This is a genomic window from Aquimarina sp. U1-2 (genome assembly GCF_017897595.1).
GTDB lineage: Bacteria > Bacteroidota > Bacteroidia > Flavobacteriales > Flavobacteriaceae > Aquimarina.
Genome location: NZ_JAGKIK010000003.1, coordinates 33,072 through 54,980 on the forward strand (window position 1 = coordinate 33,072; position 21,909 = coordinate 54,980).

General features: G+C 36.0%; 22 protein-coding genes. 3 read left to right on the forward strand and 19 right to left on the reverse strand.

What is annotated here, in order from left to right; genetic code table 11:
- Window positions 1-42 precede the first annotated feature (42 nt).
- The 3 genes from J8281_RS05165 (at window position 43) to ppk1 (ending at window position 4,014) form a co-directional block, all read left to right on the forward strand.
- On the forward strand, window positions 43-375 hold the full coding sequence (locus J8281_RS05165) for a single-stranded DNA-binding protein (protein WP_210196542.1): 333 nt from the start codon (window positions 43-45) through the stop codon (window positions 373-375).
- A gap of 502 nt (window positions 376-877) precedes the next feature.
- A complete protein-coding gene (locus tag J8281_RS05170) occupies window positions 878-1,645 on the forward strand; it encodes a hypothetical protein (protein WP_210196543.1) in 768 nt (255 codons plus the stop codon).
- A gap of 293 nt (window positions 1,646-1,938) precedes the next feature.
- Window positions 1,939-4,014 (forward strand): polyphosphate kinase 1, encoded by a 2,076-nt coding sequence (gene ppk1 / locus J8281_RS05175; protein ID WP_210196544.1) that lies wholly within the window; start codon window positions 1,939-1,941, stop codon window positions 4,012-4,014.
- A 91-nt stretch (window positions 4,015-4,105) separates the two neighbouring features.
- Here the strand turns inward: ppk1 and J8281_RS05180 are convergent, their stop codons facing one another.
- The 19 genes from J8281_RS05180 to paaB all read right to left on the reverse strand — a co-directional run bounded on the left by J8281_RS05180 (window position 4,106) and on the right by paaB (window position 21,905).
- Window positions 4,106-4,393 carry a hypothetical protein gene (locus J8281_RS05180; RefSeq protein ID WP_210196545.1) on the reverse strand — a complete coding sequence of 96 codons (288 nt, stop codon included), beginning with the start codon at window positions 4,391-4,393 and terminating at the stop codon, window positions 4,106-4,108.
- 109 nt (window positions 4,394-4,502) lie between these two features.
- Window positions 4,503-6,566, reverse strand: a complete 2,064-nt coding sequence (locus tag J8281_RS05185) for a thiamine pyrophosphate-dependent enzyme (protein WP_210196546.1) — start codon at window positions 6,564-6,566, stop codon at window positions 4,503-4,505.
- A 273-nt stretch (window positions 6,567-6,839) separates the two neighbouring features.
- On the reverse strand, window positions 6,840-7,913 hold the full coding sequence (locus J8281_RS05190; RefSeq protein ID WP_210196547.1) for a branched-chain amino acid aminotransferase: 1,074 nt from the start codon (window positions 7,911-7,913) through the stop codon (window positions 6,840-6,842).
- Between the two features lie 88 nt (window positions 7,914-8,001).
- Window positions 8,002-9,339, reverse strand: a complete 1,338-nt coding sequence (locus J8281_RS05195) for a dihydrolipoamide acetyltransferase family protein (RefSeq protein WP_210196548.1) — start codon at window positions 9,337-9,339, stop codon at window positions 8,002-8,004.
- 63 nt (window positions 9,340-9,402) lie between these two features.
- Window positions 9,403-10,179 (reverse strand): DUF3050 domain-containing protein, encoded by a 777-nt coding sequence (locus J8281_RS05200; protein WP_210196549.1) that lies wholly within the window; start codon window positions 10,177-10,179, stop codon window positions 9,403-9,405.
- Window positions 10,179-10,775 carry a transferase hexapeptide repeat family protein gene (locus J8281_RS05205; RefSeq protein WP_210196550.1) on the reverse strand — a complete coding sequence of 199 codons (597 nt, stop codon included), beginning with the start codon at window positions 10,773-10,775 and terminating at the stop codon, window positions 10,179-10,181. The genes J8281_RS05200 and J8281_RS05205 overlap by 1 nt, the downstream gene beginning before the upstream one ends.
- A gap of 91 nt (window positions 10,776-10,866) precedes the next feature.
- Entirely contained in the window at window positions 10,867-11,619 is a 753-nt protein-coding gene (locus J8281_RS05210; protein WP_210196551.1) for an enoyl-CoA hydratase/isomerase family protein, read from the reverse strand.
- 195 nt (window positions 11,620-11,814) lie between these two features.
- Window positions 11,815-12,189, reverse strand: coding sequence for a four helix bundle protein (locus J8281_RS05215; RefSeq protein WP_210196552.1), 375 nt, complete (start codon window positions 12,187-12,189; stop codon window positions 11,815-11,817).
- 48 nt (window positions 12,190-12,237) lie between these two features.
- The gene (gene paaZ / locus J8281_RS05220; protein ID WP_210196553.1) at window positions 12,238-14,736 is read right to left on the reverse strand and encodes a phenylacetic acid degradation bifunctional protein PaaZ; all 2,499 of its coding nucleotides are present in this window, start codon (window positions 14,734-14,736) and stop codon (window positions 12,238-12,240) included.
- A 310-nt stretch (window positions 14,737-15,046) separates the two neighbouring features.
- Window positions 15,047-16,252 carry a 3-oxoadipyl-CoA thiolase gene (gene pcaF / locus J8281_RS05225; RefSeq protein ID WP_210196554.1) on the reverse strand — a complete coding sequence of 402 codons (1,206 nt, stop codon included), beginning with the start codon at window positions 16,250-16,252 and terminating at the stop codon, window positions 15,047-15,049.
- 69 nt (window positions 16,253-16,321) lie between these two features.
- Entirely contained in the window at window positions 16,322-16,687 is a 366-nt protein-coding gene (locus tag J8281_RS05230; protein WP_210196555.1) for a four helix bundle protein, read from the reverse strand.
- 67 nt (window positions 16,688-16,754) lie between these two features.
- Window positions 16,755-17,183: a PaaI family thioesterase gene (locus J8281_RS05235; protein WP_210196556.1), complete on the reverse strand. Its 429-nt coding sequence runs from the start codon at window positions 17,181-17,183 to the stop codon at window positions 16,755-16,757.
- A 34-nt stretch (window positions 17,184-17,217) separates the two neighbouring features.
- Complete coding sequence (locus J8281_RS05240) at window positions 17,218-17,592, reverse strand: four helix bundle protein (RefSeq protein WP_210196557.1); 375 nt, start codon at window positions 17,590-17,592, stop codon at window positions 17,218-17,220.
- An 84-nt stretch (window positions 17,593-17,676) separates the two neighbouring features.
- Window positions 17,677-18,849 carry a 3-hydroxyacyl-CoA dehydrogenase NAD-binding domain-containing protein gene (locus J8281_RS05245; RefSeq protein WP_210196558.1) on the reverse strand — a complete coding sequence of 391 codons (1,173 nt, stop codon included), beginning with the start codon at window positions 18,847-18,849 and terminating at the stop codon, window positions 17,677-17,679.
- A 128-nt stretch (window positions 18,850-18,977) separates the two neighbouring features.
- Window positions 18,978-19,340, reverse strand: a complete 363-nt coding sequence (locus tag J8281_RS05250; RefSeq protein WP_371812585.1) for a four helix bundle protein — start codon at window positions 19,338-19,340, stop codon at window positions 18,978-18,980.
- Window positions 19,341-19,398: 58 nt separating this feature from the next.
- Window positions 19,399-20,178 carry an enoyl-CoA hydratase-related protein gene (locus tag J8281_RS05255; protein ID WP_210196559.1) on the reverse strand — a complete coding sequence of 260 codons (780 nt, stop codon included), beginning with the start codon at window positions 20,176-20,178 and terminating at the stop codon, window positions 19,399-19,401.
- Window positions 20,179-20,184: 6 nt separating this feature from the next.
- On the reverse strand, window positions 20,185-20,688 hold the full coding sequence (gene paaD / locus J8281_RS05260) for a 1,2-phenylacetyl-CoA epoxidase subunit PaaD (RefSeq protein ID WP_210196560.1): 504 nt from the start codon (window positions 20,686-20,688) through the stop codon (window positions 20,185-20,187).
- A gap of 112 nt (window positions 20,689-20,800) precedes the next feature.
- A complete protein-coding gene (paaC, locus tag J8281_RS05265; protein ID WP_210196561.1) occupies window positions 20,801-21,556 on the reverse strand; it encodes a 1,2-phenylacetyl-CoA epoxidase subunit PaaC in 756 nt (251 codons plus the stop codon).
- Between the two features lie 67 nt (window positions 21,557-21,623).
- Window positions 21,624-21,905 (reverse strand): 1,2-phenylacetyl-CoA epoxidase subunit PaaB, encoded by a 282-nt coding sequence (gene paaB, locus J8281_RS05270; RefSeq protein ID WP_246848981.1) that lies wholly within the window; start codon window positions 21,903-21,905, stop codon window positions 21,624-21,626.
- Between the last annotated feature and the right edge of the window lie 4 nt (window positions 21,906-21,909).

Genomic DNA, 21,909 nt, shown 5'->3' on the forward strand with positions numbered 1-21,909 from the left:
TCAGGACATCGTATCAATTGTTTAACACGAAAAATTAAAATTATGAACACGCTTAAAAACAAAGTACAGTTGATTGGAAATTTAGGACAAGAACCTGAAATTGTAAACCTGGAATCTGGTAAAAAGTTAGCTAAATTCTCATTAGCCACCAATGACTATTACTATGATAAAAAAGGAGACAAAATTACAGATACGCAATGGCATAATATCGTAGCCTGGGGAAAAACAGCAGATATTATAGAGAAATATGTAAATAAGGGACAGGAAATTGCTATCGAAGGTAAATTAACTTCTCGCAGTTATGAAGATAACACAGGTCAAAAAAAATACATCACAGAGGTGGTTTGTAATGAACTTTTGATGTTAGGAAAATAAGCCCAACATGGCTGTAGTTTGCTGCAGCCATGTTTCACCTTGCTTTTTTAGTAAAACCACATAACCCTTTTTGGTGTACGTCAAAAAAAGTGCTTTTTACTGTATCCTTAAAACAAATGCGAATTTGTTAAAATTTACTATTTTTAACCATGAACTCATTTAAAACCTTGAATAGGTGTAAACTTTTTTAATTGAAGCAGGATCGACCAATAGAAAAGTGCCAAATGGTGCCATTGCGAAAGATTTTGTGCGTAAATAAAGTAATTTTTTACTTGCATAAGAGCGCTACTGAAGTCAAAAATTATGAAATAGAAGGGCAAAACAACATGTTTTTAGCAAATTAAAAAAAGTTTAAACCAGTTCCTAGAGTATAAAATATAGTTTGGATCCTATATTTTTATTATCAGATAAAGTTTTAAATGAGTTTAATACTAATACCCCCTACCCCATAAAATTTAATAAACACATCACACGTCAAACACTTAAATAAATAAACACAAACATGACGACTCAAATGCACCTGGCAGCACAGTACCTCGCAGCTGCTGCCATTAGCTTTCTCAAAAAAAAAGAGAACGATAGCCATATGAATCTAAAATTTTCTGTCAGCGACAAAAACTTAACTACACACCCGCTCAATACGTCTGGCCATACACTTTCCCTAAACTACCAACGGTTTACATTAGAATGGAACTCAAAAAATTCTAAAAGCTCGTTACGATTACATCAAACCAAACATATCGAAATCGTAAAATGGATACAAGAAACTGCCGAAGAAGCAAATATCCTTGATCCCTACGTGTATAAATTTCATTATCAATTACCATATCCCTCTATTGACGATGATTACGAATTTCAACTCGAAAGTGTTGATCAACTTCATAGGTTAGCTGAACATAGAGTGTTAGCACAGCAAACACTACAAGCCTTTTTAGAACAACAGCAGTTAACATCTAAAATTAGAATCTGGCCTCATCATTTTGATACTAGTGCCTATGCACAACTTAAAAATAGTCCTGAATTTTCAATTGGATTAGGCCTTGCTATTCCAGATGCGTATTGTAATGACTACTATTTCTACCTGAATGGCTACCAAAGAGGTAATAAGATAGCAACATCTTCATTTAATTCGATCTCAAAAGGAAAATGGTTGCCTGCTAGTTTCGAAGGGGCTGTGCTACCGATTACAGGGGTGGCTCAAGATGACGGTATAGCCTTCTTTAATGAAGCGCTAAAAGTATATCAACATCAGATACACGAGTTAAAGTGATGATCCAGGCGTATTGCTTATCATTACACATCGATTTTTGAATATCCGCTATATATCATAAAATTAACTTTAATGTCTGGTCGAGCGCAGTCGAGACCTGATTTTAAGCTCGTTGAATTTACTAACCTCTCGACTACGCTCGAGGAGACAGTATGATATGATTGATTACGGATATTCATTTAGATTTTTAAATTTTATGGTTTTTTTACATGAATATAACTTAATTCTAATTTATTATTGCAAAATTGAAAGGGTGTTTTAGTTACACGCTACGACTTGATAAATGTGCAAGCATGAAATTGATTTCAGAAAAACAGTATAATAGAGATTTATCTTGGCTACGTTTCAACCATCGGGTTTTGCAGGAAGCCGCAGATGAAAACAATCCTTTGTATGAACGAATTAAATTTCTTGCTATTTTTTCATCAAATCTTGATGAATTTTTTAAAGTTCGTGTATCTGATATAAGGAAAATTAAAAACCTTGATAAATCCTTAAGGAAAAAACTAATTACAAAACCCAACAAGCTTTTAAAGAAAATAAAGAAACAGGTACATCTTCAGCAAGAAGAGTTTGGTGATATTTTTACTGGTCAAATTTTACCGCAATTAAGAAACGAAGGGATATATTTAATTAACAGTGAGCAATTTTCAGACACTCAAAAAAAGTTTGCAGCACAGTATTATAAAGAACATTTAAAAGAGAAACTCAAACTTCATATACACTCAGCCCCTGAAAATGAAGCTGTTTTTATTGAAAACGAAGAATTATATATAACCGCTCTGGTAAACAAGGCTACTTTTATCATTACAAAAATACCTTCAGATGCTTCACGGTTTATTATTTTCCCAAAAGAAAACGAAAATCATTACATTACCTTTATTGATGATATTATAAAGTATAATCTTGCTCAAAAGTATCAACAAAAAGACACTTCTATATTTCATGCTATAAAAATTTCTCGAGATGCCGAATTGTACATCGACAATGAGTACTCTGGCGATTTGCTGACTAAAATAGAAAATTCATTAGGAAAAAGGGATATTGGACAGGTTACCCGTTTACTTGTAGATGATGCCATACCAGAAGAATTGTTAACTCGTATTAAAACGATATTAGATGCCAACGAAACTGATGTATTGCGTGGTGGGCGGTACCATAACTTTAAGGATTTCTTCGATTTTCCGAATCCTACAGGAAAACAACTAGCGCTAGCGCCTTTGTACCCCATTCGTTCACCAGAGCTTCAGAAATTCACCTGTCTATTTGATGCCATCAGTAAAAAAGATAGACTTTTATATTATCCTTATGAGTCTTTTGATGATGTTTTGCGATGGATACATCAAGCTTCCGAAGACAAAAATGTCACTCATATCAAAGTTACTTTGTATAGAATAGCACGAAAATCAAGTCTTGCCGAGACCCTATTAAAGGCTTTAAAAAACGGGAAAAACGTTTTTGTATTTATTGAAACCAAAGCGCGGTTTGATGAAGAAAACAATATTCGCTGGGGAAAAACTTTAGAAGAAAATGGTGCAAAAGTCGTGTATAGCTACCCTGGTATTAAAGTACATTCGAAAATTCTATTACTAGAACGAATAGAAAACGGTATATCAAAAGGGTATGGATACATCAGTACCGGAAATTTTAACGAAAAAACAGCAAAAATTTATACCGATTTCGGGTTAATGACTGCCAATCCCAAAATTACTTCTGAATTGCGTCAGGTTTTTCAGTTGTTAGAGGGAACCCTTATTATTCCCAAAGCAAAAAACCTGTTAATTTCTCCATTTACTACGCGCAACAGTTTTGAAAAGCTAGTCTTAAATGAGATTGAAAACGCCAAAGCCGGTAAAAATGCGTATATCATTTTGAAATTAAATAGTCTGCAGGATCCTGAAATGATTGAATTGTTGTATAAAGCGAATAATGCCGGAGTTAAAATTCGACTCATCGTTAGAGGAATCTGCTGCCTGGTTCCTGGTATTGAAGGGCAAAGTGAACACATTTATATCACCAGTATCGTTGATCGGTTTTTAGAACATGGAAGAGTATACGTATTCTGTAATAACGATGAAGAAAAAATGTATATCGGTTCGGCAGATTGGATGACCAGAAATTTGGATCATAGAATTGAAGTAATCACCCCAATCCTCGATCCTGAAGTATTTTCTAAAATTAAAAAAATGCTTCAATTACAGCTTGATGACAATGTAAAGGCTAGAATCATTAATGAAAATCAAGATAACTCATTTGTACAACCTTTCGGAAAAAATAGGGCTCAATTACAAACACTGCAACTTTCTAAAACTAATTGTAAAAAAATAAAAACTACCGCCGATCAAGTAGACGACTCTAGCCATAGATGAGGTATATTAGCCACTACTTGATCTGACGGTTATTATTTATCCTATACCATGCTTTTGCTCTAAATTCCTATTCCAATATTACATTTTGTCTCTAATTGGCAGAAACAAACTTGCAAAAGTTACTTTTGTTACCATCTTCAGTTTCTTCTTGATATAGAAATTCTATATCACTACTATCAAAAATTTCAAAAAATCGATCCCAGGTGATTTCTTCAAGGTCAGGGTTTTCATTCCGCGGAAAATCAATTCGCAACACTGCTCCTTCTTCCTGATCATTTTGAGTCTCTTTTACAACAGATGGAGTACCATCTCGTTGAACCACCCATTCTTTAATTACCTCATGATCTTTGGTACGTTGTGATGTTTCTTTTGTCGCCATAGCTATCAAATTTTAATTTTAACTTTAACTAAAGATAGTGTAGACATGGCATATTCATGTGTTGGGTAGCATTAAAAATTAATGCATTTGAAATATCAGGACATATATATCAATATGCTAACAATTCTTGAATCTTCGCTTTAACCTTTTCTGTGGAAGGAATCATGGTTTGTTCTAGGGTACTGTTCAAAGGAATCGCCGGCATATTTTCTGAACCAATAGTTAATACAGGAGCATCCAGATATCTAAAACACTCTTCTTGAATTTTTCCTGCCAATGCTCTTGCAAAAGAATTGTTACTAGGCTCTTCGGTAACTACCAAACACTTCTTAGTTTTCTTTACCGACTCCATAATCGTTTCTTCATCCAAAGGGTATAATGTTCGCAAATCTATAATCTCTACAATATCTTGACCATCTTTTGTTGCATTTAATGCCCAATGTACTCCCATTCCGTAAGTAACCACAGTTACCGTTTCTTTCTCATCTTGTGGCCATATGCGCTGTACAACATTTGCTTTTCCAAAAGGTAAAATGTAATCTTCTGCTGGTTCAATGGTTCTTGCAGCATCCGTTCCTTTGACCTTGGACCAATACAATCCTTTATGTTCGAGAATGACAACCGGGTTGGGATCGTGATATGCCGATTTCATCAACCCCTTTAAATCGGCGCCATTACTCGGGTAGGCAATTTTGATACCTCGAATATTCGTAATTACCGACTCGACTGAAGAAGAATGGTAAGGTCCTCCGCTACCATACGCCCCAATCGGAACTCGTAAAATCATTGATACCGGCCATTTCCCGTTTGAAAGATAACACGATCGACTTACCTCTGTAAACAACTGATTAAGTCCCGGCCAGATATAATCTGCAAATTGTACTTCAACAATCGGTTTTAGTCCAACAGCAGACATTCCGACTGTAGACCCTACAATAAAGGCCTCTTGGATAGGTGTATTAAACACGCGCTCATCACCAAATTTCTGGGCTAATGTTGCCGCTTCTCGAAACACTCCGCCTAATCTTCCTCCTACATCTTGCCCATATAGCAGACACTCTTTGTGCTCTCTCATTAATTCTTCTACAGCAAATAATGCACAGTCAACCATGACCACTTCTTCTTTGTCTGAAGGTGATCGATCTCCTTTCTCCTCGGTAACCGGGGTTGGAGCAAAATCATGTGTAAACAAATCCTCGGGCTTGGGATCTTCAGCTTTCATCGCTTCTTCGAGATCTTTTGCTACACTATTTTTTGCTTTATCTTCTATTTTCTGAATTTCTTCTTCAGTAAAACCAGTATCCAACAACTGATTGCGAAGCAAGGGATATGGATCTCTGGTTCTAGCTTCTTCAAGGTCATCTCGATACCATTCCATACGCACCCCTGAAGTATGATGATTCAGTAACGGAACTTTAGCATGCACCAACATAGGTCTACGCTCCTCTCGAATGGTTCGAATTACTTCTTGTATTGCCAGATAACTTTCTGTAAAATTAGCTCCATCAATTGAGATGGCATCCAATCCATTAAACCCTTTCGCATATTCAAAAGCATTCTGCGCACGAGTTTCGGCTTCATTTGCTGAAATATCCCAACCATTATCTTGTACCAAATACAAAATAGGAAGTTGTTTTAAAGCTGCCATCTGAAAAGCTTCGGCAATTTCTCCTTCAGTAACTGAAGCATCACCCAATGAGCAAAGCACCAGAGGTTTTTCTTTAAGGCTTTTATCATCAAGATCGACTAACTCTTTATACTGCAATCCTAAAGCTACTCCGGTTGCCGGAATCGCCTGCATACCCGTTGCAGAAGACTGGTGTGGTATTTTAGGTTTGTCATCATCCCGTAAGCTTGGATGTGAATAGTACGTTCTTCCACCAGAGAAAGGGTCATCTTTCTTAGCTAATAATTGTAACATCAGGTCGTAAGGTCTCATTTTGATTCCCAACAACATGGCATCATCTCGATAATATGGAAATGCAAAATCCTGAGGCAGCAATTGCATAGCAACCGCTATTTGTATCGCTTCATGACCTCGCGATGTAGCATGTACATATTTAGAAACCACTTTAAAATTTTCTTCATACAATTCTGCCATTGATTTTGCCTTGCAAAGTGTCAAAAATGCTTCTTGCAATACGTTTTTGGCAATTGTTTTTTCAGCTAACATAGTATTAATTTTTTGATGTATGATTTACGATTTTTGAATTATGGGCTCTATTTATTTAATATTCCCAACATAGTTTAAACGATATTCGTCAAGCTGAATACTGAAACGAGTTCAGCACAGGCTTGTTTCAGCTTCTCATTCTACCCTACTGAAAACAAGCTATATGAGATTCTGGAATAAATTCAGGATGACGTTAATTTCAGTATTAGGAGTACTAATGGAGAATTAAATCCTATCATTTGTAAATCCAAATTCGTAATTCGTAACTTCTTTTTATTCCACTTTTTCTTCTACATCTACAGGAATGATCCATCCATGTTTATCATCTCTCTTTTGCGTCTTTATATCATCCAATGTGGCTTTCATATCTTGACTCACGGGATTATCACTAGGTAAAGTAATCACCTCATCTTTATACCCAATAGCTTCAACCATTGCAATAGCAACAGCGGTACCTGTTCCAAAAGCTTCTTCTAACTTTCTTTCTTTAGAAAATTGGATCACTTCATCGATAGTTATCGGTCGTTCTTCAACCTCAAATCCCTTATCTTTCAATAAAGTAATAACACTATCTCTGGTAATCCCTTTTAGAATGGATCCATCTGTGCTTGGTGTAATAAATTTACCTTCAACCTTAAAAAAGATATTCATAGTACCGACTTCTTGCACATATTTATGCTCATTGGCATCTAGCCATAATACTTGATCATACCCTTTGGCCTTTGCTTTTTCAGTCGGTAATATGGCTGCGGCATAATTTCCTGCTGCTTTAGCCTCTCCTGTTCCTCCGTCTGCCGCTCTTATAAATTCCGTCTCGGCATACAACCTAATTTTCTTCGTAAAAAATGGTCCTGCAGGAGAGCAAATCACAATAAACTTATAACTGGTGGCGGCTCTCATCCCTATAAAGGGTTCATCTGCATACATAAACGGTCGTAAATACAAGGCGCTACCATCCTGTGGTGGTATCCAATGATGTTCAATACCAACAATTTGCTTTACCGCTTCAACAAACAATTTCTCAGGAACAATGGGCATACCCATTCTTACAGCACTATGATTAAAACGCTTTGCATTTTCTTCGGGTCTAAACAATAAAGGAGTATTATCATTACCTACAGTAGCTTTCATTCCTTCAAAAATTGCCTGACCATAATGCAAAGCCATGGCGGCAGGATGCGTAGGAATCATCTGTAAAGGTTCTATACGCGGGTTTCGCCAATTTCCATTTTCATAATCGCAAACAAACATATGATCAGTAAATACTGTCCCCAAAGGGATATTATCAAAATCAATGTGTTGCAATCCCGAATTTGAAGTTCTTATAATTTTGATCTGCTGTTCCATTTTTTATATTGTTTTGGGCGCATCCCTTTGGGTCGGGCTATTCGCGCTACACGGTAGCTTGCTTCTATCCCTTGCGCATATCTTTTAGTTATATTTTTCTATTACTATCAAATGCCTCGAGTTCATCACCTACATTTCGTAAAAATGAACCTCCTAAAAATCCATCTACTACTCTATGATCAAAAGATAATGACAAATACATCATGCTTCTAATGGCTATTTCATCACCATTTTCGGTAGTAATCACCTCAGGTCTTTTCTTTATAATTCCTAATGCCAATATGGCTACTTCTGGTTGATTAATTATTGGAGTTCCCATCAAACTACCAAAAGTTCCAACGTTAGAAATGGTGAATGTACTGCCGCCAATCTCGTCAGGTTTTAAGGCATTGTTACGTGCATTATTAGCTAAATGATTCACCTTCTTAGCCAACCCAAGAAGGTTCTTTTCATCAGCATTTCTTACCACGGGAACAATTAAATTTCCGCTAGGTAATGCTGTAGCCATCCCCACATTGATATCATCATGTACCACAATTTTATCTCCATCCACCGACACATTGATCATTGGATATGCCGCAATCGCCTTTGCTACAGCTTCTACAAAAATGGGAGTGAACGTTAGTTTTTCTCCGTACTTTTCTAAAAACTCGTTTTTTACTTCATTTCTCCAATTCACAATATTGGTAACATCGACTTCGATATAACTGGTCACGTGAGGAGAGGTATGTTTGGAGTATACCATATGATCAGCAATCATTTTTCGCATACGATCCATCTCTACAATACGATCTTTACCTTCAACAAAATTTATTGGAGGGGCATTATATGTTGACTTTGGTGTTACTGCTTGAGGTCTGCTAGGTAGAGGATACTGTCTGTTCTTGAGGTATTGCATAATATCGCTTTTGCGAATACGTCCCCCTTCTCCTGTACCTTCTATACTTTGTACTTCTTCTATACTAAGATTTTCTTTTTTGGCAATACTAATTACTAATGGAGATAAGAATCCATCGTTCATAGAAGAGCCTTCCAACTTATATTGCCCTCTCTGTCCTACGGACATCTCTACTTGAGGGAGAGAAGCTGAAATTGTAACTTCTTTTGAAGTTTTAGCTGTACTGAACCCTTTATTTCCTATAGGCATCTCTTCCTGGATAGGGGGAGAAGCTAGATTTTGTTTACCATCAGCCTCAATCAAAGCAATTACGGCTCCAATTTCCACCACTTCATTAGGTTCAAATCGTATTTCAGAAAGTACACCGCTGCAGGGTGATGGCACTTCAGAATCTACTTTATCTGTAGCTACTTCAAGTATGGTTTCATCCTCTTCTACGGGATCACCAACTTTTTTCAACCAATTTAGGATAGTTGCTTCTGAAATGCTTTCACCCATCTTGGGCATTTTTAGTTCTACTATTGACATGCTTATAAAAACAAATTTTTCTTAAAACAAACTAATGTTTGTTAGTTTTATTTATTCTAAAATTTAGACTGAAACGATGTTACACTTTACCATAGTATGTATTCCCGTCCATAACGTAATGCGTTTTTCGAGTGCCTTTTTACTATAATATAAAGCCTCGTTCCATTCTTTCTTGTTTGTACAAAGTGTTTCTACCATTTCTAAGCTCAACGGACCATGTTCGTCACCATCTAATTCTATATGACGTTCAAGGTAATATATCAAATGTGTTAATGCAGACCCAGAACTGCTTGCTATACTTTTTACCAAGGCAATAAACATATCTGGTATTAAATCTTCTCTTCCAAAAGTGAATACCGCAGCTATAATATGCGGTTTGTTGGTAGCAATAACCTGAAAGGTAAATTCTACAAAGTCCTTTACTTCATCTATAGTTGCTATTGATTCAAGACCTTCTTCAACCGTTTTATTATCACACAATTGCTGCAATAATCTATTTATTTGTAGGGTATCTGCACCCGCTTCCTGCATTGCGTTTAGGTACATTTCGAAATGACTTACAGACTCTCCAGCTTGATTCACATCACTTTCTTCTGCCAGTACGATTTCGTTGATGAAACGTCTTGTCTTTGGATTCGAAGAAGGAATCCAAGGAACATTAACTGTAGTAAGGTGAAACTGTAAGCTTTTCAATAAGGACATAAAATCCCATACAGCAAATACGTGATTCTGCATAAATACACGAACACCTTCAATATCCTTAATATCTTGATACAATGAATGTGTTTGTAATTGCACCCTTAAAGGCTCTAATTCTTTTGTAATATTCTCTATATTCATTATTTATTTTTAAACGCTTCTAAAGTTTTATAAAAGGCTTCTTGCGTTGGTCTTTCTTTAGGAACTTCTCGTAAAGGCTCAACTTCTTCTAGAGATTCAAAACAATCTGTAGGAAGTTGTTGATATAATTGAGTGCCCTTAGTTTTCCAGGCAATCATTTTATCGCTCACTTCTTTAATAACTTTTGCTGGATTTCCAACGATTAAGCTACGCTTAGGGAACACCGTTTTTGCCTTTACAAAAGACATAGCTCCTACAATACACTCATCCCCTATCTCTGCATCATCCATGATCACCGTATTCATACCAATTAGACAATTACGTCCTAGATTTGCACCATGTATCACTGCTCCATGACCTATATGCGCACTTTCTTTAAGTACAATAGACTTGCCAGGAAACATATGTACTGTACAATTTTCCTGTACATTTACTCCATCTTCAAGAATAATTTCTCCCCAATCTCCACGTATAGCAGCTCCTGGACCTATGTAGCAGTTTTTACCAATAATTACATTACCAGTTACTGCTGCTAGTGGGTGCACAAAACTACTTTCGTGTACTACGGGTATATATCCTTTGAATGCGTAAATCATTGTAAATGATAAATTTTAAATATAAAATGATAAAGCCTAAAGTTAATCTTATTTTATAGTTTCAACTTTTGAATTTTACATTTTTATTTTTTTACTTAAACCTTTTCAACGTTTCTTTTGTAAACTCGCTTAACACCAATCGCCCACTAATCACAGCTCGTTCAGCCAAAAGCGTATCCCAGTCTTCAGTTCCTTGCCAAAATACTTTTTTCATTTCTCGCATGGCTTCAGGGTTATAGGTACATAAGTGCTCTGCAAACGCTTTAACTTCAGCATCCAGTGTTTCTATATCTTCAAAAACATGAGTAAATAGTCCTTTTTCTTTAGCCCATTCTGCACTATAAAACGTATTGGCATCTATGGCAATTTGAGACATGGCAGACAGTCCTATTTTGCGCTCAACGGCCGGTCCTACCACAAACGGTCCAATACCCACATTAAGCTCGCTAAGTTTAATTGATGCATATTGGGTTGCCATACAATAGTCGGTAGCTGAAGCCACTCCAACTCCACCGCCAACTGTTTTTCCTTGTACCCGACCAATAATGAACTTTGGACACTTACGCATAGCGTTAATGACGTTGGCAAAGCCAGAAAAGAATACTTTCCCCGTTTCTGCATCATTAATAGTAATTAACTCTTTAAAACTCGCTCCTGCACAAAAAGTTCGATCTCTTCCACTTTTTAGTACAATAACTTTTATATCATCATTATTACCGGCATCATCAATCGTTTGTGCTAATTTTGCTAGAATATCTCCTGGTAACGAATTATGGGCAGGATGAAAAAACTCTATAGTTCCTACTCCGTTTTCTATATCTATGTTTACGTATGGCTGTGTCAACTTAAATTTTAAATTTTAAATGTAAAATGATAAAGTTAAAAGTATTTATCTCCTAAAACTTCTACATTTCACATATTGCGGTTTGATATTCTTATAAAGTCAAAAGTTAATTTTTAATACAGTTTCAACTTTTACATTTTGCAGTTTTACATTTTATATTTTGCGATTTTACATTTCTCAGTTTTACATTTTACATTAATTGTTACTATTATTCACTTTGGTTGTTTTTATACTAGAAGTAAAAATTGCTACTAACTCTTTACATTCTTGTATAATATTTTCAAAACCTTTTGAATCTTCTATTAATTCTGATTCTTTCAATATCTCCAAATTTACTTGAGACTCTCTCAGTTCCTTGAGACATATTTTCATTTTATGAATAAAATCTCTTTTGGATTCTGCACTCTGAGCTTCTCCATAATTGAGAGCGGCAGAGGTGGTGGAACGAATTAGCTGCTTCGCTAAGTGTTCTGAAGCAAAACTTTTTTTCAAAGTATTGATGTTCAAAATAATACTTGAAGAAAACTTTACTAATCTTTGTTGAAGGTCATATTTCTGTATTGTTTTCAATACTTTTACATTTTACATTTTACATTTTCCTGTTTTACATTTTACATTCTACTCTAATATTCCAAATTGTTCGAAATGATGATTAAAATGTTTTGAATTCAGTAAATTCCATTCGAACTTGTTCATATCTCCAAAAACAGCATTTTTGGTAATGGCTTCCGGGTTTTCTTTAAAATAGGTCTCAAACTCATCATAAGCCTCCAGTAATTTATCTTTGGCAGCAGATAAATTTTCATGTTTTAAGTCTTCCAACGTTCCTTTTTTTAGTAAAGGATGATTATGTTCTTTAGGCATAGGCCTATGGTTATAGATCATTTCCTGAACCTTTTCTAATTTATCCTCTGGTGTTGCAATGTCGAAATCCTGAATTTCTCCTAAACCTATCCTAATAGTATACTCCAAATGCTCTACCATATGCTGCGGGGTCATCATTCCCCATTTCGGTTTAGAATTTTCAGTTAGCTTCGCTAAATATCCTTCAATATTTGATCGATCGACTTGTTCAAACGGTGATTTTTTTTGTACCATTGTCAAAATTGTCGCAATAGCTGCCAATTCATCTTCTTGATCAAATACTTCTACAAACCACTTTACAATGCCGCTAGGTAATTCTTTACCCCTATGATCGCGATCTATCTTTTGTTTACATGTTAATCTCACATAAACAGTATCATTGTGATATATAGGCCTTAAGAAACGGCATTCTTCAAGACCATAATTGGCTGCAACCGGACCTTTATTCGGATATACAAATAATCCTGCAGCGGCGGCAAGGATAAAATATCCATGTGCAGTACGTTTTTCGAAAATACTTCCACCTAAGGATGTAATATCCGTATGTGCATAAAAGTGATCCCAGGTAAGGTTTGCAAAATTAATAATATCGGTATCGGTAACCGTACGCTTATGTGTTTTGAGCGACATTCCGGGTTCGATATCTTCCCAGTGATATGCAAAAGGATGTTTATCAGCTGGTTTATATGCTGAATTTGCTTGGTATATACCAGTAACTTCGGTCAAAGTTGTTGGAGTACCTTGAACAGCACATCTTTGCATATAGTGCTTGATACCTCGTATACCTCCCATTTCTTCTCCACCTCCTGCACGACCAGGACCTCCATGAGTTAGCATAGGTAATGGAGAACCATGACCTGTACTCTGTTTAGCATTTTCTCGATTCCCTACCAAAATACGTCCGTGGTGTGAAGCTGCTCCCACAACGAATTCTTTAGCGATTTTATCATCATACGTAAATATTGACGATACAAGAGATCCTTTACCCATATGAGTTAGTGCAATGGCATCATCCAAAGTATCATATGGCATTATGGTAGATACAGGTCCAAAGGCTTCGATCACGTGAGCCTCGGTATTCTTGAAAGGATAATCTTCTCTTAAAAGGATCGGAGCTACAAATGCCCCTTTTTGAGCATCAGCGCCTACGGTTTCTATTTTGTCTAAATCGCCATACACCAATTGAGCAGTTTTGGCAATCTTAGACACATTATTTCTGAAGCTTTCAACCTGTTGTTTACTTGCTAAGGCACCCATTCTTACTTCTTTCAATCTAGGATCACCTATGGTTACTTTATCTAGTTGTTTCCCTAAAGCAATTTGAACATCTTCAACAAGATCTGCAGGTACAATAATTCTACGAATAGCCGTACATTTCTGACCTGATTTTACGGTCATTTCCTTTCTCACCTCTTTAATAAACAAATCAAATTCTGGTGTTCCTGGTACTGCATCTTTTCCAAGTACTGAAGCATTAAGGGAATCTGCTTCCATAGTGAATGGCACAGATTCTTCAATTAATCTAGGGTGTGCTTTTAATAATCTTCCGGTATGAGCAGAGCCTGTAAAAGTAACTACATCTTGAGATGCTACGGTATCTAATATATTTTTGGTCATACCACTTAGGAGCTGTAGTGCACCTTCAGGAAGAATTCCTGAATCTACAATAACCCTTACTACAGCTTCGGTTAAATATGAAGTTTGAGGCGCAGGTAAAACTACAGCCGGCATACCTGCCATCCAGTTTACCGCGCATTTTTCTAGCATTCCCCAAATTGGAAAATTGAAGGCATTAATATGTACTGCTACTCCTCTTTTTGGCACCAAAATATGGTGCGCCATAAATCTACCTCCTCTTGAAAGATCTACTGGATCTCCTTCTACATGATAGGGTTGATTAGGGAATAGTTTACGCAAAGAAGCATTTGCAAATAAATTACCAAAACCTCCTTCAATATCAATCCAACTATCTACTCTCGTAGCTCCGGTTCGATAACTCAATTCATAAAAATCTTCTTTTCTTTTGGTAAGGTATAAAGCCAATTTTTTGAGCATATTACCACGCTCTTGAAACGTCATTTTTCTAAGGACTTCTCCTCCTTTGGTTCTGCCATATTGCAAAACTTCAGGAATATCAAGACCTCCGGTAGTAGCGTGACCTATTACTTCACCCGTGACGGCATCGTGCATTACCAATCCTTCGCCAGAACCTGAAACCCATTTACCATTGATATAACTTTCTAATATTTTCAAAATCTTAAATTTTAAATGTAAAATGATAAAGTTAAAAGTGTACATAAACGAGTCACTTGGAAACTTTTACATTTTTCAGTTTTACACTTCATATAGTCAAAATTCTAAATCCAAAATGATACCGCCTAAATTAGTTATCACCGCTAACTTTTAAATTTTACATTTTTCGGTTTTACATTTTATATTTCTATTTGTAACGGATTCCAGTCTTCGATGGAATGGGAATTTTGAAGCCCAAACCACATAGTGAATGAGGCAAAAAAATCCAACACTCAAAGTAAACGAAGTGAACGACCTCACCACTCACAACCTACACCACTCGCTCAATTACACAAGCATACCCTTGTCCTACTCCAACACACATGGTGATTAAAGCATAACGTTTTTGCTGTTCTTGTAATTCTAAAGCAGCAGAATATGCAATTCTTGCTCCCGTAACTCCCAGTGGATGTCCAATAGCAATAGATCCACCATTTGGATTTATTCTAGGATCATCATCTGCCAATCCCCATTCACGTATGCATGCCAATGCCTGCGATGCAAATGCTTCATTAAGCTCTATGACATCGATATCATTCATAGTGATTCCAGCTTTTTCTAATGCTTTATTAGATGCTTGGACGGGTCCAATACCCATAATTCTAGGCTCTACACCAACCACGGCAGAGCTCACAATTCTCGCCAGAGGTTTTAAATCGTATTTTTTTACTGCATCTTCGGAAGCAATAATTGTTGCGGCAGCCCCATCATTTAGCCCTGAAGAATTTCCAGCTGTTACGCTTCCGTCCTTTTTGAAAGCAGGTTTTAACTTGGCTAGTACTTCTTTACTTGTTGATGGTTTTATGAATTCGTCTTCAGAAAATAAAATTGGATCTTTTTTTCGTTGTGGAATTTCGACAGTTGTAATTTCTTTTGCCAATCTACCAGATTTTTGAGCCTTAGCGGCTTTCATTTGGCTCCAGTAGGCAAATGCATCCTGATCTTCTCTAGAGATATTATATTTTTCAACTAAGTTCTCTGCTGTATTACCCATACCATCGGTTCCATAGAGATCATGCATTTTCTGGTTGACAAAACGCCATCCAAAGCTAGAATCATACATTTTAGAATCGTTACCAAATGCAGAGGACGGTTTTGAAATCACATAAGGTCCGCGCGTCATATTTTCTACTCCACCCGATATAAAAAGATCGCCATCTCCGGCCTTTATAGCCCGATTTGCATGGATAATAGCCGATAACCCCGAACTACACAATCGATTTACCGTTTCTCCCGGAACAGTAAATGGCAACCCGGCAAGTAGTGCCGCCATTCTTGCCACATTTCGATTATCTTCACCCGCCTGATTAGCACAACCCATAATCACATCGTCATAAGCTTCTTTAGGAATATTCGGACATTTCTCTACTAGTTTTTCTATTACCAGGGCTCCTAGATCGTCAGTTCGAACAGCAGATAAAGTTCCTTTATAATTTCCAATCGGGGTACGAATCCCATCTATGATATATGCTTCCATTTTAACTATCGAATATTAAATTTTGAATGCTGAATATCGAAATGTTTTGAAAACAGCACATAAACATTATTATTTATTTTTATTTTGCGAAGTCCGAATGCTTGAAACGAAAATTGCAATTAGTTCATTATTTTCTTTTAAAAGACTTTCTAGTTCTTCATCATCCCTAATCAATTTTGCTCCTTTTTGAATTTTCAAGTTCACTAATGATTCTCTTAATTCTTTAAGACATAATTTCATTTTATGTTGAAAATCACGAAAGGATTCTGCACTTTGAGCCTCACCATAATTTAAAGCGGCAGCCGTTGATGACCGAATTAATTGTTTTGATAAATGGTCAGAAGCATAATTTCCATCTAATTTTTTACATGTCGAAATAATTTCAACTGAAAATTGAATTAATCTTGCTTCTAAATCATACTTCTTTTCTTTCACTTTTAAAAACCTGTTGTAATCAATACTTCATTATTTGATATTCCTCTATTCGTTATTCAACATTCAATTATTCCCAATCTTTGTTTGTTCTGTATACAACTCCCTTGAACAGAGCAACAATTTGATCCCCTCTTTTTACTTCAACGATATTAAATCCTATTTTGGTTTTTGCAATATCTGTCACGGCCTCTGCCGTTAAATAGTCACCTTCTTCTAAAGCTTCAATATGATTTATCGATGTTTCGATCGAAATTGCATACTTACCATGCGTATTTGCTGAAAATCCAAAAGCGGTATCGGCTAAACTATACGATATCCCCCCATGTGCTTTGCCCATGCTGTTAAGCATTTCTTTTCTCACCGTCATCCCTACTTTACATCTTCCTTTTTCGACTTCAATAACCTCTATTCCTAACCATTGACTGAAAGGGTCAAGAGACAACATCTTTTCCGGAATGGTTTGTGAGTTTTTGAGTATGTGAGTTTCTGAGTTCATTTAACTATTAAATTTCTTCAACGATTTGAAAACTTTATTTACTTTTTAACATAAGATGTTTTTTGAAAGAAGTTATCATTTTGGATAACTCCGTAATATCGGCTCTATTCTTTTCATCTTGCTCTTCCGTTATAAATCCTCTTAATTTAGCTTTTGTACTGCAAACAATACATTCGTGTGCACTATCCCAAGCCATTTGCAAGTATCTATTAAATTGTGCGTTTGAACTTGAAGAACCTTCAGCAATATTTAACGCTAACGAATCTGCTGCTCTAATAAATTGAGAAGCGAGTCGGTATGTTTCTTCTTTTGGAAAAGCATTTATTTGATCATTCACAGATTCTCCGAAGTCAATTGCTTTATTATAAATTATCAAATCTTCGAATTTAAAATGATATCTACTCTTCATCTTATTTTAGTGTTTAAGGTACTAAAACAAAAACCTTTTTCATTATTATAAATCTGTCACTATTTCTCACAAACTCATCTCTCACTAACTCACCACTCCATAAAAAAACCTCCTTTTTTCTTTAACCATCTTTCTTAATATTGGACTGCATCTGTAGCGATCTTCTCGATACTCATCATATAGCTTATCAATCGTATTGACGCACCAATCAATTCCTTTTTCGTCTGCCCAACTTAAAAGACCTTTGGGGTAATTTACACCTTTGGTCATGGCGTTATCTATATCTTCTGCAGAAGCAATATTCCAAAATAGGGCGTCTGCTGCTTCATTGATTAACATCACTAAAACTCTTTCAAAAATATATTGAGCGAGTATTTCGTCTTGTATCGGTTCAGGTTTTTCGCTTCCTTCATCATACTCATAATATCCTTTTCCTGATTTTCTTCCTAAATATCCTGCTTCAGATAGTCTTTTTTGTGTAAAAGAAGGTTTGTAGCGAGGATCGTAATAAAATGCCTTGAACACTGCTTCGGTCACAGTATAATTCACATCATTACCAATAAAATCCATAAGCTCAAAAGGTCCCATCCTGAAACCGCCTAGAGTTTTTAAACTCCAATCTATGGTCGCTACATCAGCAATGCCTTCTTCAAGAATTCGAAGTGATTCTCCATAAAATGGTCTCGCCACCCGGTTTACTATAAAACCAGGGGTGTCCTTAGCCAGGGCAACTACCTTTTTCCAATCCTTTATAGTGTTTATAACCTCTTCAGTAACACCCGGTGAAGTTTGTACTGCTGGAATCACCTCTACTAATTTCATCAAAGGCGCCGGGTTAAAAAAATGAATTCCGATACATCGTTTTGGATTTTTTAAAGATGATGCTATGGATGCAATAGACAATGACGACGTATTTGAAGCAATAATGGTATTTTCAGATACATAATTCTCTAGTTCTGAAAATACATTCTTTTTTATTTCCAGATCTTCAATAATTGCCTCTATCGTTAAATTAGCGTCGCCCAGGTCTTTTAAATTACTAACATAAAATATATTACCCTGGATACGATTTTTCTCCACCTCATCAATTCTTCCCTTTTCGACCAACCGAGAAAGAATTTTTTCTAACGCATCTTTACTTTTTTCCAAGGCCTGTTCGTTAGAATCAAATACTTTTACGGTACAGCCTGCGGTTGCAGCTACTTGAGCGATTCCACTCCCCATGGTTCCAGATCCGATGATTCCAATCCTTTGCATTTTTGATTTCTGATTGTTGATTATTGATTGTTGATTATTGATTGTTGATTAGTCATAATTAATATCGAATATCAAATGTTAAATATCGAATACTGAAGGTTATAATGTCGTTAATAAAAAACATACTTCTATTTTGTTTTATTTTTTGAAGTCCGAATACTGGCAACAAAAATCGCAATGAGTTCGTTATTTTCATTTATCAACTTATCTAGTTGTTCTTTGCTTTTTAGTAAGTCAGCTCCTTTTTGAATTTTTAAATTCACCAAAGACTCTCTCAACTCCTTTAAACAAATTTTCATTTTATGTAAAAAATCTCTGGATGATTCTGCACTTTGTGCTTCTCCATAGTTAAGTGCAGAAGATGTTACCGATCGAATTAATTGTTTAGATAAGTGTTGACAAGCAAAATTTCCTTCCACTTTTCCACATAATACTATTATATCAATCGAAAATTGAATTAATCTTTCTTCTATATCATATTTTCTAATCACTCTTTTTCATTTGGTTTTTCCTTCATCATTCAACGTTGCTATATTCGATATTCGTTATTCATTTCCCTTTAAAAACAGGTTTCCTTTTTTCTATAAATGCGTTTACACCTTCTTGATAATCTTCGCTCTCTGCTGCTTCAATTTGCAATTCAGATTCCATTGCTAATTGTTGTTCAAGATTATTGGTCATAGACTGATTCAATAATCTTTTTGTTAATCCAAGCGCTTTTGTGGGCATTTGAGCCAGCTGTATTGCCAGTTTATGAACCTCTTCCGCAAAAATTTCTGAAGAAAACACCTTGTACAACATCCCTAATTGTTCTGCTTCTTTTGCATTTACTTTATCGCCAAGCATCATAAGTGCAGATGCTTTTTGAAAACCAATTAGTCGAGGTAGAAAGAAAGTTCCTGCACTGTCAGGAATTAATCCTATTTTACTAAATGCCTGAATAAAACTCGCTGACTCTACAGCCACAACAATATCACAAGCTAAAGCAATATTGGCTCCTGCTCCGGCTGCTACGCCGTTTACAGCAGCAATAATTGGTTTTTCTATTGTTCTAATTCTTTGTACAATAGGATTATAGTGCTCTTCCAATATTTTTCTGAACCCCGGATTTAACTCTGGAGACGTGACTTCGTTAAGATCCTGACCTGCACAAAAAGCCTTTCCATTACCCGTTAGAACGATAGCTCGTACCTCATTATTTGTTTTGCAATCGTCTAAAGTCTTCTGCAAAAGCAAAGCCATTTCTCGATTGAAGCTATTAAAGGTTTCTGGTCGGTTAAGGGTAATTGTTGCAATGTTGTTTTGTATCTGTAATTCTATTGAAGGCATTTTATTTTACTTTAAACATTTAAAATAATCGAAAGGTTCCAGGCAATCTTCGCATTGAAAAAGTGCTTTGCAAGCTGTAGATCCAAATTGACTCACCAACGTAGTATTGTGGGAACCACAATTTGTGCATTTCACTACCTTTTTGTTCCCCAAAAGTGCTTCTTTGTCTGCATTTTCTTCTAAAGGAGCAGCAATACCGTATTCTTCAAGTGCTTTTCTACCTCTTGGTGTGATCCAATCGGTAGTCCATGCTGGGGTTAATACCAGAGATACTTCGGCCTTGATATTAGCCTCTTTGAAAGCCCGGATGATATCTTCTCCCATCACATCCATCGCCGGACAACCACTATAAGTTGGTGTAATTTTAACCTGAGCAATTGATTCTAACATTTTTGCAGAACGTACGACGCCCATGTCCATGATCGACAATACGGGTATTTCTGGATCATGTACTTTTTCCAGAATAGGAATTAATTGAGGGTCGATATGTTGTTCTAGCGTTATTGTCATCAAAAAATATAAATTTCAAACTCTAAATGTAAAAGTCTAAAGTGAATTGATTTTACACAATTATATTTTTACATTTTGCATTTTTAGTTTTACATTTTGCAGTTTAATTCTCTTACCACTTCATATTAGGATAGGTTCTTTGCATGTATTGCAAATCAGATAGTATATATCCCATATGCTCACTATGAATACCTTGTTTACCTCCTTTTTGAAACCATTTCATTTCTGGGATAGTAAGCGAAGCTTCCTCCAAAACTTCACTAACCTTTTGATAATATCGTTCTTTTAATAGAGCTACATTAATCCCTATGCCTAACTCTTCTGTTTTTACATCATCACCGGTCATATGAAATAGTTCATCAGTATATTTCCATAAGTCATTCACTGCTTCCTGTACTTTTTGATGACTCTCTTCAGTACCATCCCCAAGTCTTTTTATCCAATCTGAAGAAAATCGTTGATGATAACTTACTTCTTTGATTGCTTTTTTAGCGATTGCAGCTAACATTTCGTCTTTACTATTTTGTAATTCTTGAAGCAGTAAGAAGTGAAACACATCAAACAAAAATTGCCTGGTGATTACATATCCAAAGTGTGTATTGGGTTGCTCGACCAGTAATACATTTTTGTATTGCCGTTCTGTTCGCAAGAACGCTATATCATCCTCGGTTTTATTATCGCCTGACAGCTGAGCGACATATTGAAAATAACTACGGGTCTGCCCTAATAGATCCAAAGCTATATTAGTCATAGCGATATCAGTCTCGAGACTGGGGCCGTGACCACAAAGTTCAGATAATCGTTGTCCTAGTATAAGGGCATTATCTGCAATTCCGTAGATATATTGTATTAAATTTTCGTTTTTCATCTTTTAAGACTTGTATTACTTCAGGAATTTACCCTTCGACTTCGCTCAAGGTGATTTGCAAATCAAATCACATATGCTTTACCTCGTCTGGTAATGTGTAAAAAGTCGGATGTCTATATACTTTATCCTGAGCAGGTTCAAAAAGTTCTCCGCTGTTCTCTGGATTAGAAGCTTTAATATGCTTCGACTCTACCACCCAAATGCTTACACCTTCGTTTCTACGGGTGTATACATCTCGTGCATTTTCTAAAGCCATTTCTGCATCTGCCGCATGAAGGCTTCCAAAATGACGATGTTCTAACCCATTTTTACTTCTTACAAATACTTCCCATAGTGGCCAATTTTTCATAATT

Bases quoted from the DNA above. Each gene is read 5' to 3' on its own strand.
- J8281_RS05195 (WP_210196548.1), bottom strand. From the start codon at position 9,339: ATGTCAATAGTAGAACTAAAAATGCCCAAGATGGGTGAAAGCATTTCA.
- J8281_RS05170 (WP_210196543.1), top strand. From the start codon at position 878: ATGACGACTCAAATGCACCTGGCAGCACAGTACCTCGCAGCTGCTGCC.
- paaB (WP_246848981.1), bottom strand. From the start codon at position 21,905: ATGAAAAATTGGCCACTATGGGAAGTATTTGTAAGAAGTAAAAATGGG.
- J8281_RS05165 (WP_210196542.1), top strand. From the start codon at position 43: ATGAACACGCTTAAAAACAAAGTACAGTTGATTGGAAATTTAGGACAA.
- paaD (WP_210196560.1), bottom strand. From the start codon at position 20,688: ATGACAATAACGCTAGAACAACATATCGACCCTCAATTAATTCCTATT.
- J8281_RS05200 (WP_210196549.1), bottom strand. From the start codon at position 10,179: ATGAATATAGAGAATATTACAAAAGAATTAGAGCCTTTAAGGGTGCAA.
- J8281_RS05205 (WP_210196550.1), bottom strand. From the start codon at position 10,775: ATGATTTACGCATTCAAAGGATATATACCCGTAGTACACGAAAGTAGT.
- J8281_RS05245 (WP_210196558.1), bottom strand. From the start codon at position 18,849: ATGCAAAGGATTGGAATCATCGGATCTGGAACCATGGGGAGTGGAATC.
- J8281_RS05255 (WP_210196559.1), bottom strand. From the start codon at position 20,178: ATGCCTTCAATAGAATTACAGATACAAAACAACATTGCAACAATTACC.
- J8281_RS05185 (WP_210196546.1), bottom strand. From the start codon at position 6,566: ATGTTAGCTGAAAAAACAATTGCCAAAAACGTATTGCAAGAAGCATTT.
- pcaF (WP_210196554.1), bottom strand. From the start codon at position 16,252: ATGGAAGCATATATCATAGATGGGATTCGTACCCCGATTGGAAATTAT.
- J8281_RS05240 (WP_210196557.1), bottom strand. From the start codon at position 17,592: ATGAAGAGTAGATATCATTTTAAATTCGAAGATTTGATAATTTATAAT.
- ppk1 (WP_210196544.1), top strand. From the start codon at position 1,939: ATGAAATTGATTTCAGAAAAACAGTATAATAGAGATTTATCTTGGCTA.
- paaC (WP_210196561.1), bottom strand. From the start codon at position 21,556: ATGAAAAACGAAAATTTAATACAATATATCTACGGAATTGCAGATAAT.
- J8281_RS05190 (WP_210196547.1), bottom strand. From the start codon at position 7,913: ATGGAACAGCAGATCAAAATTATAAGAACTTCAAATTCGGGATTGCAA.
- J8281_RS05235 (WP_210196556.1), bottom strand. From the start codon at position 17,183: ATGAACTCAGAAACTCACATACTCAAAAACTCACAAACCATTCCGGAA.
- J8281_RS05180 (WP_210196545.1), bottom strand. From the start codon at position 4,393: ATGGCGACAAAAGAAACATCACAACGTACCAAAGATCATGAGGTAATT.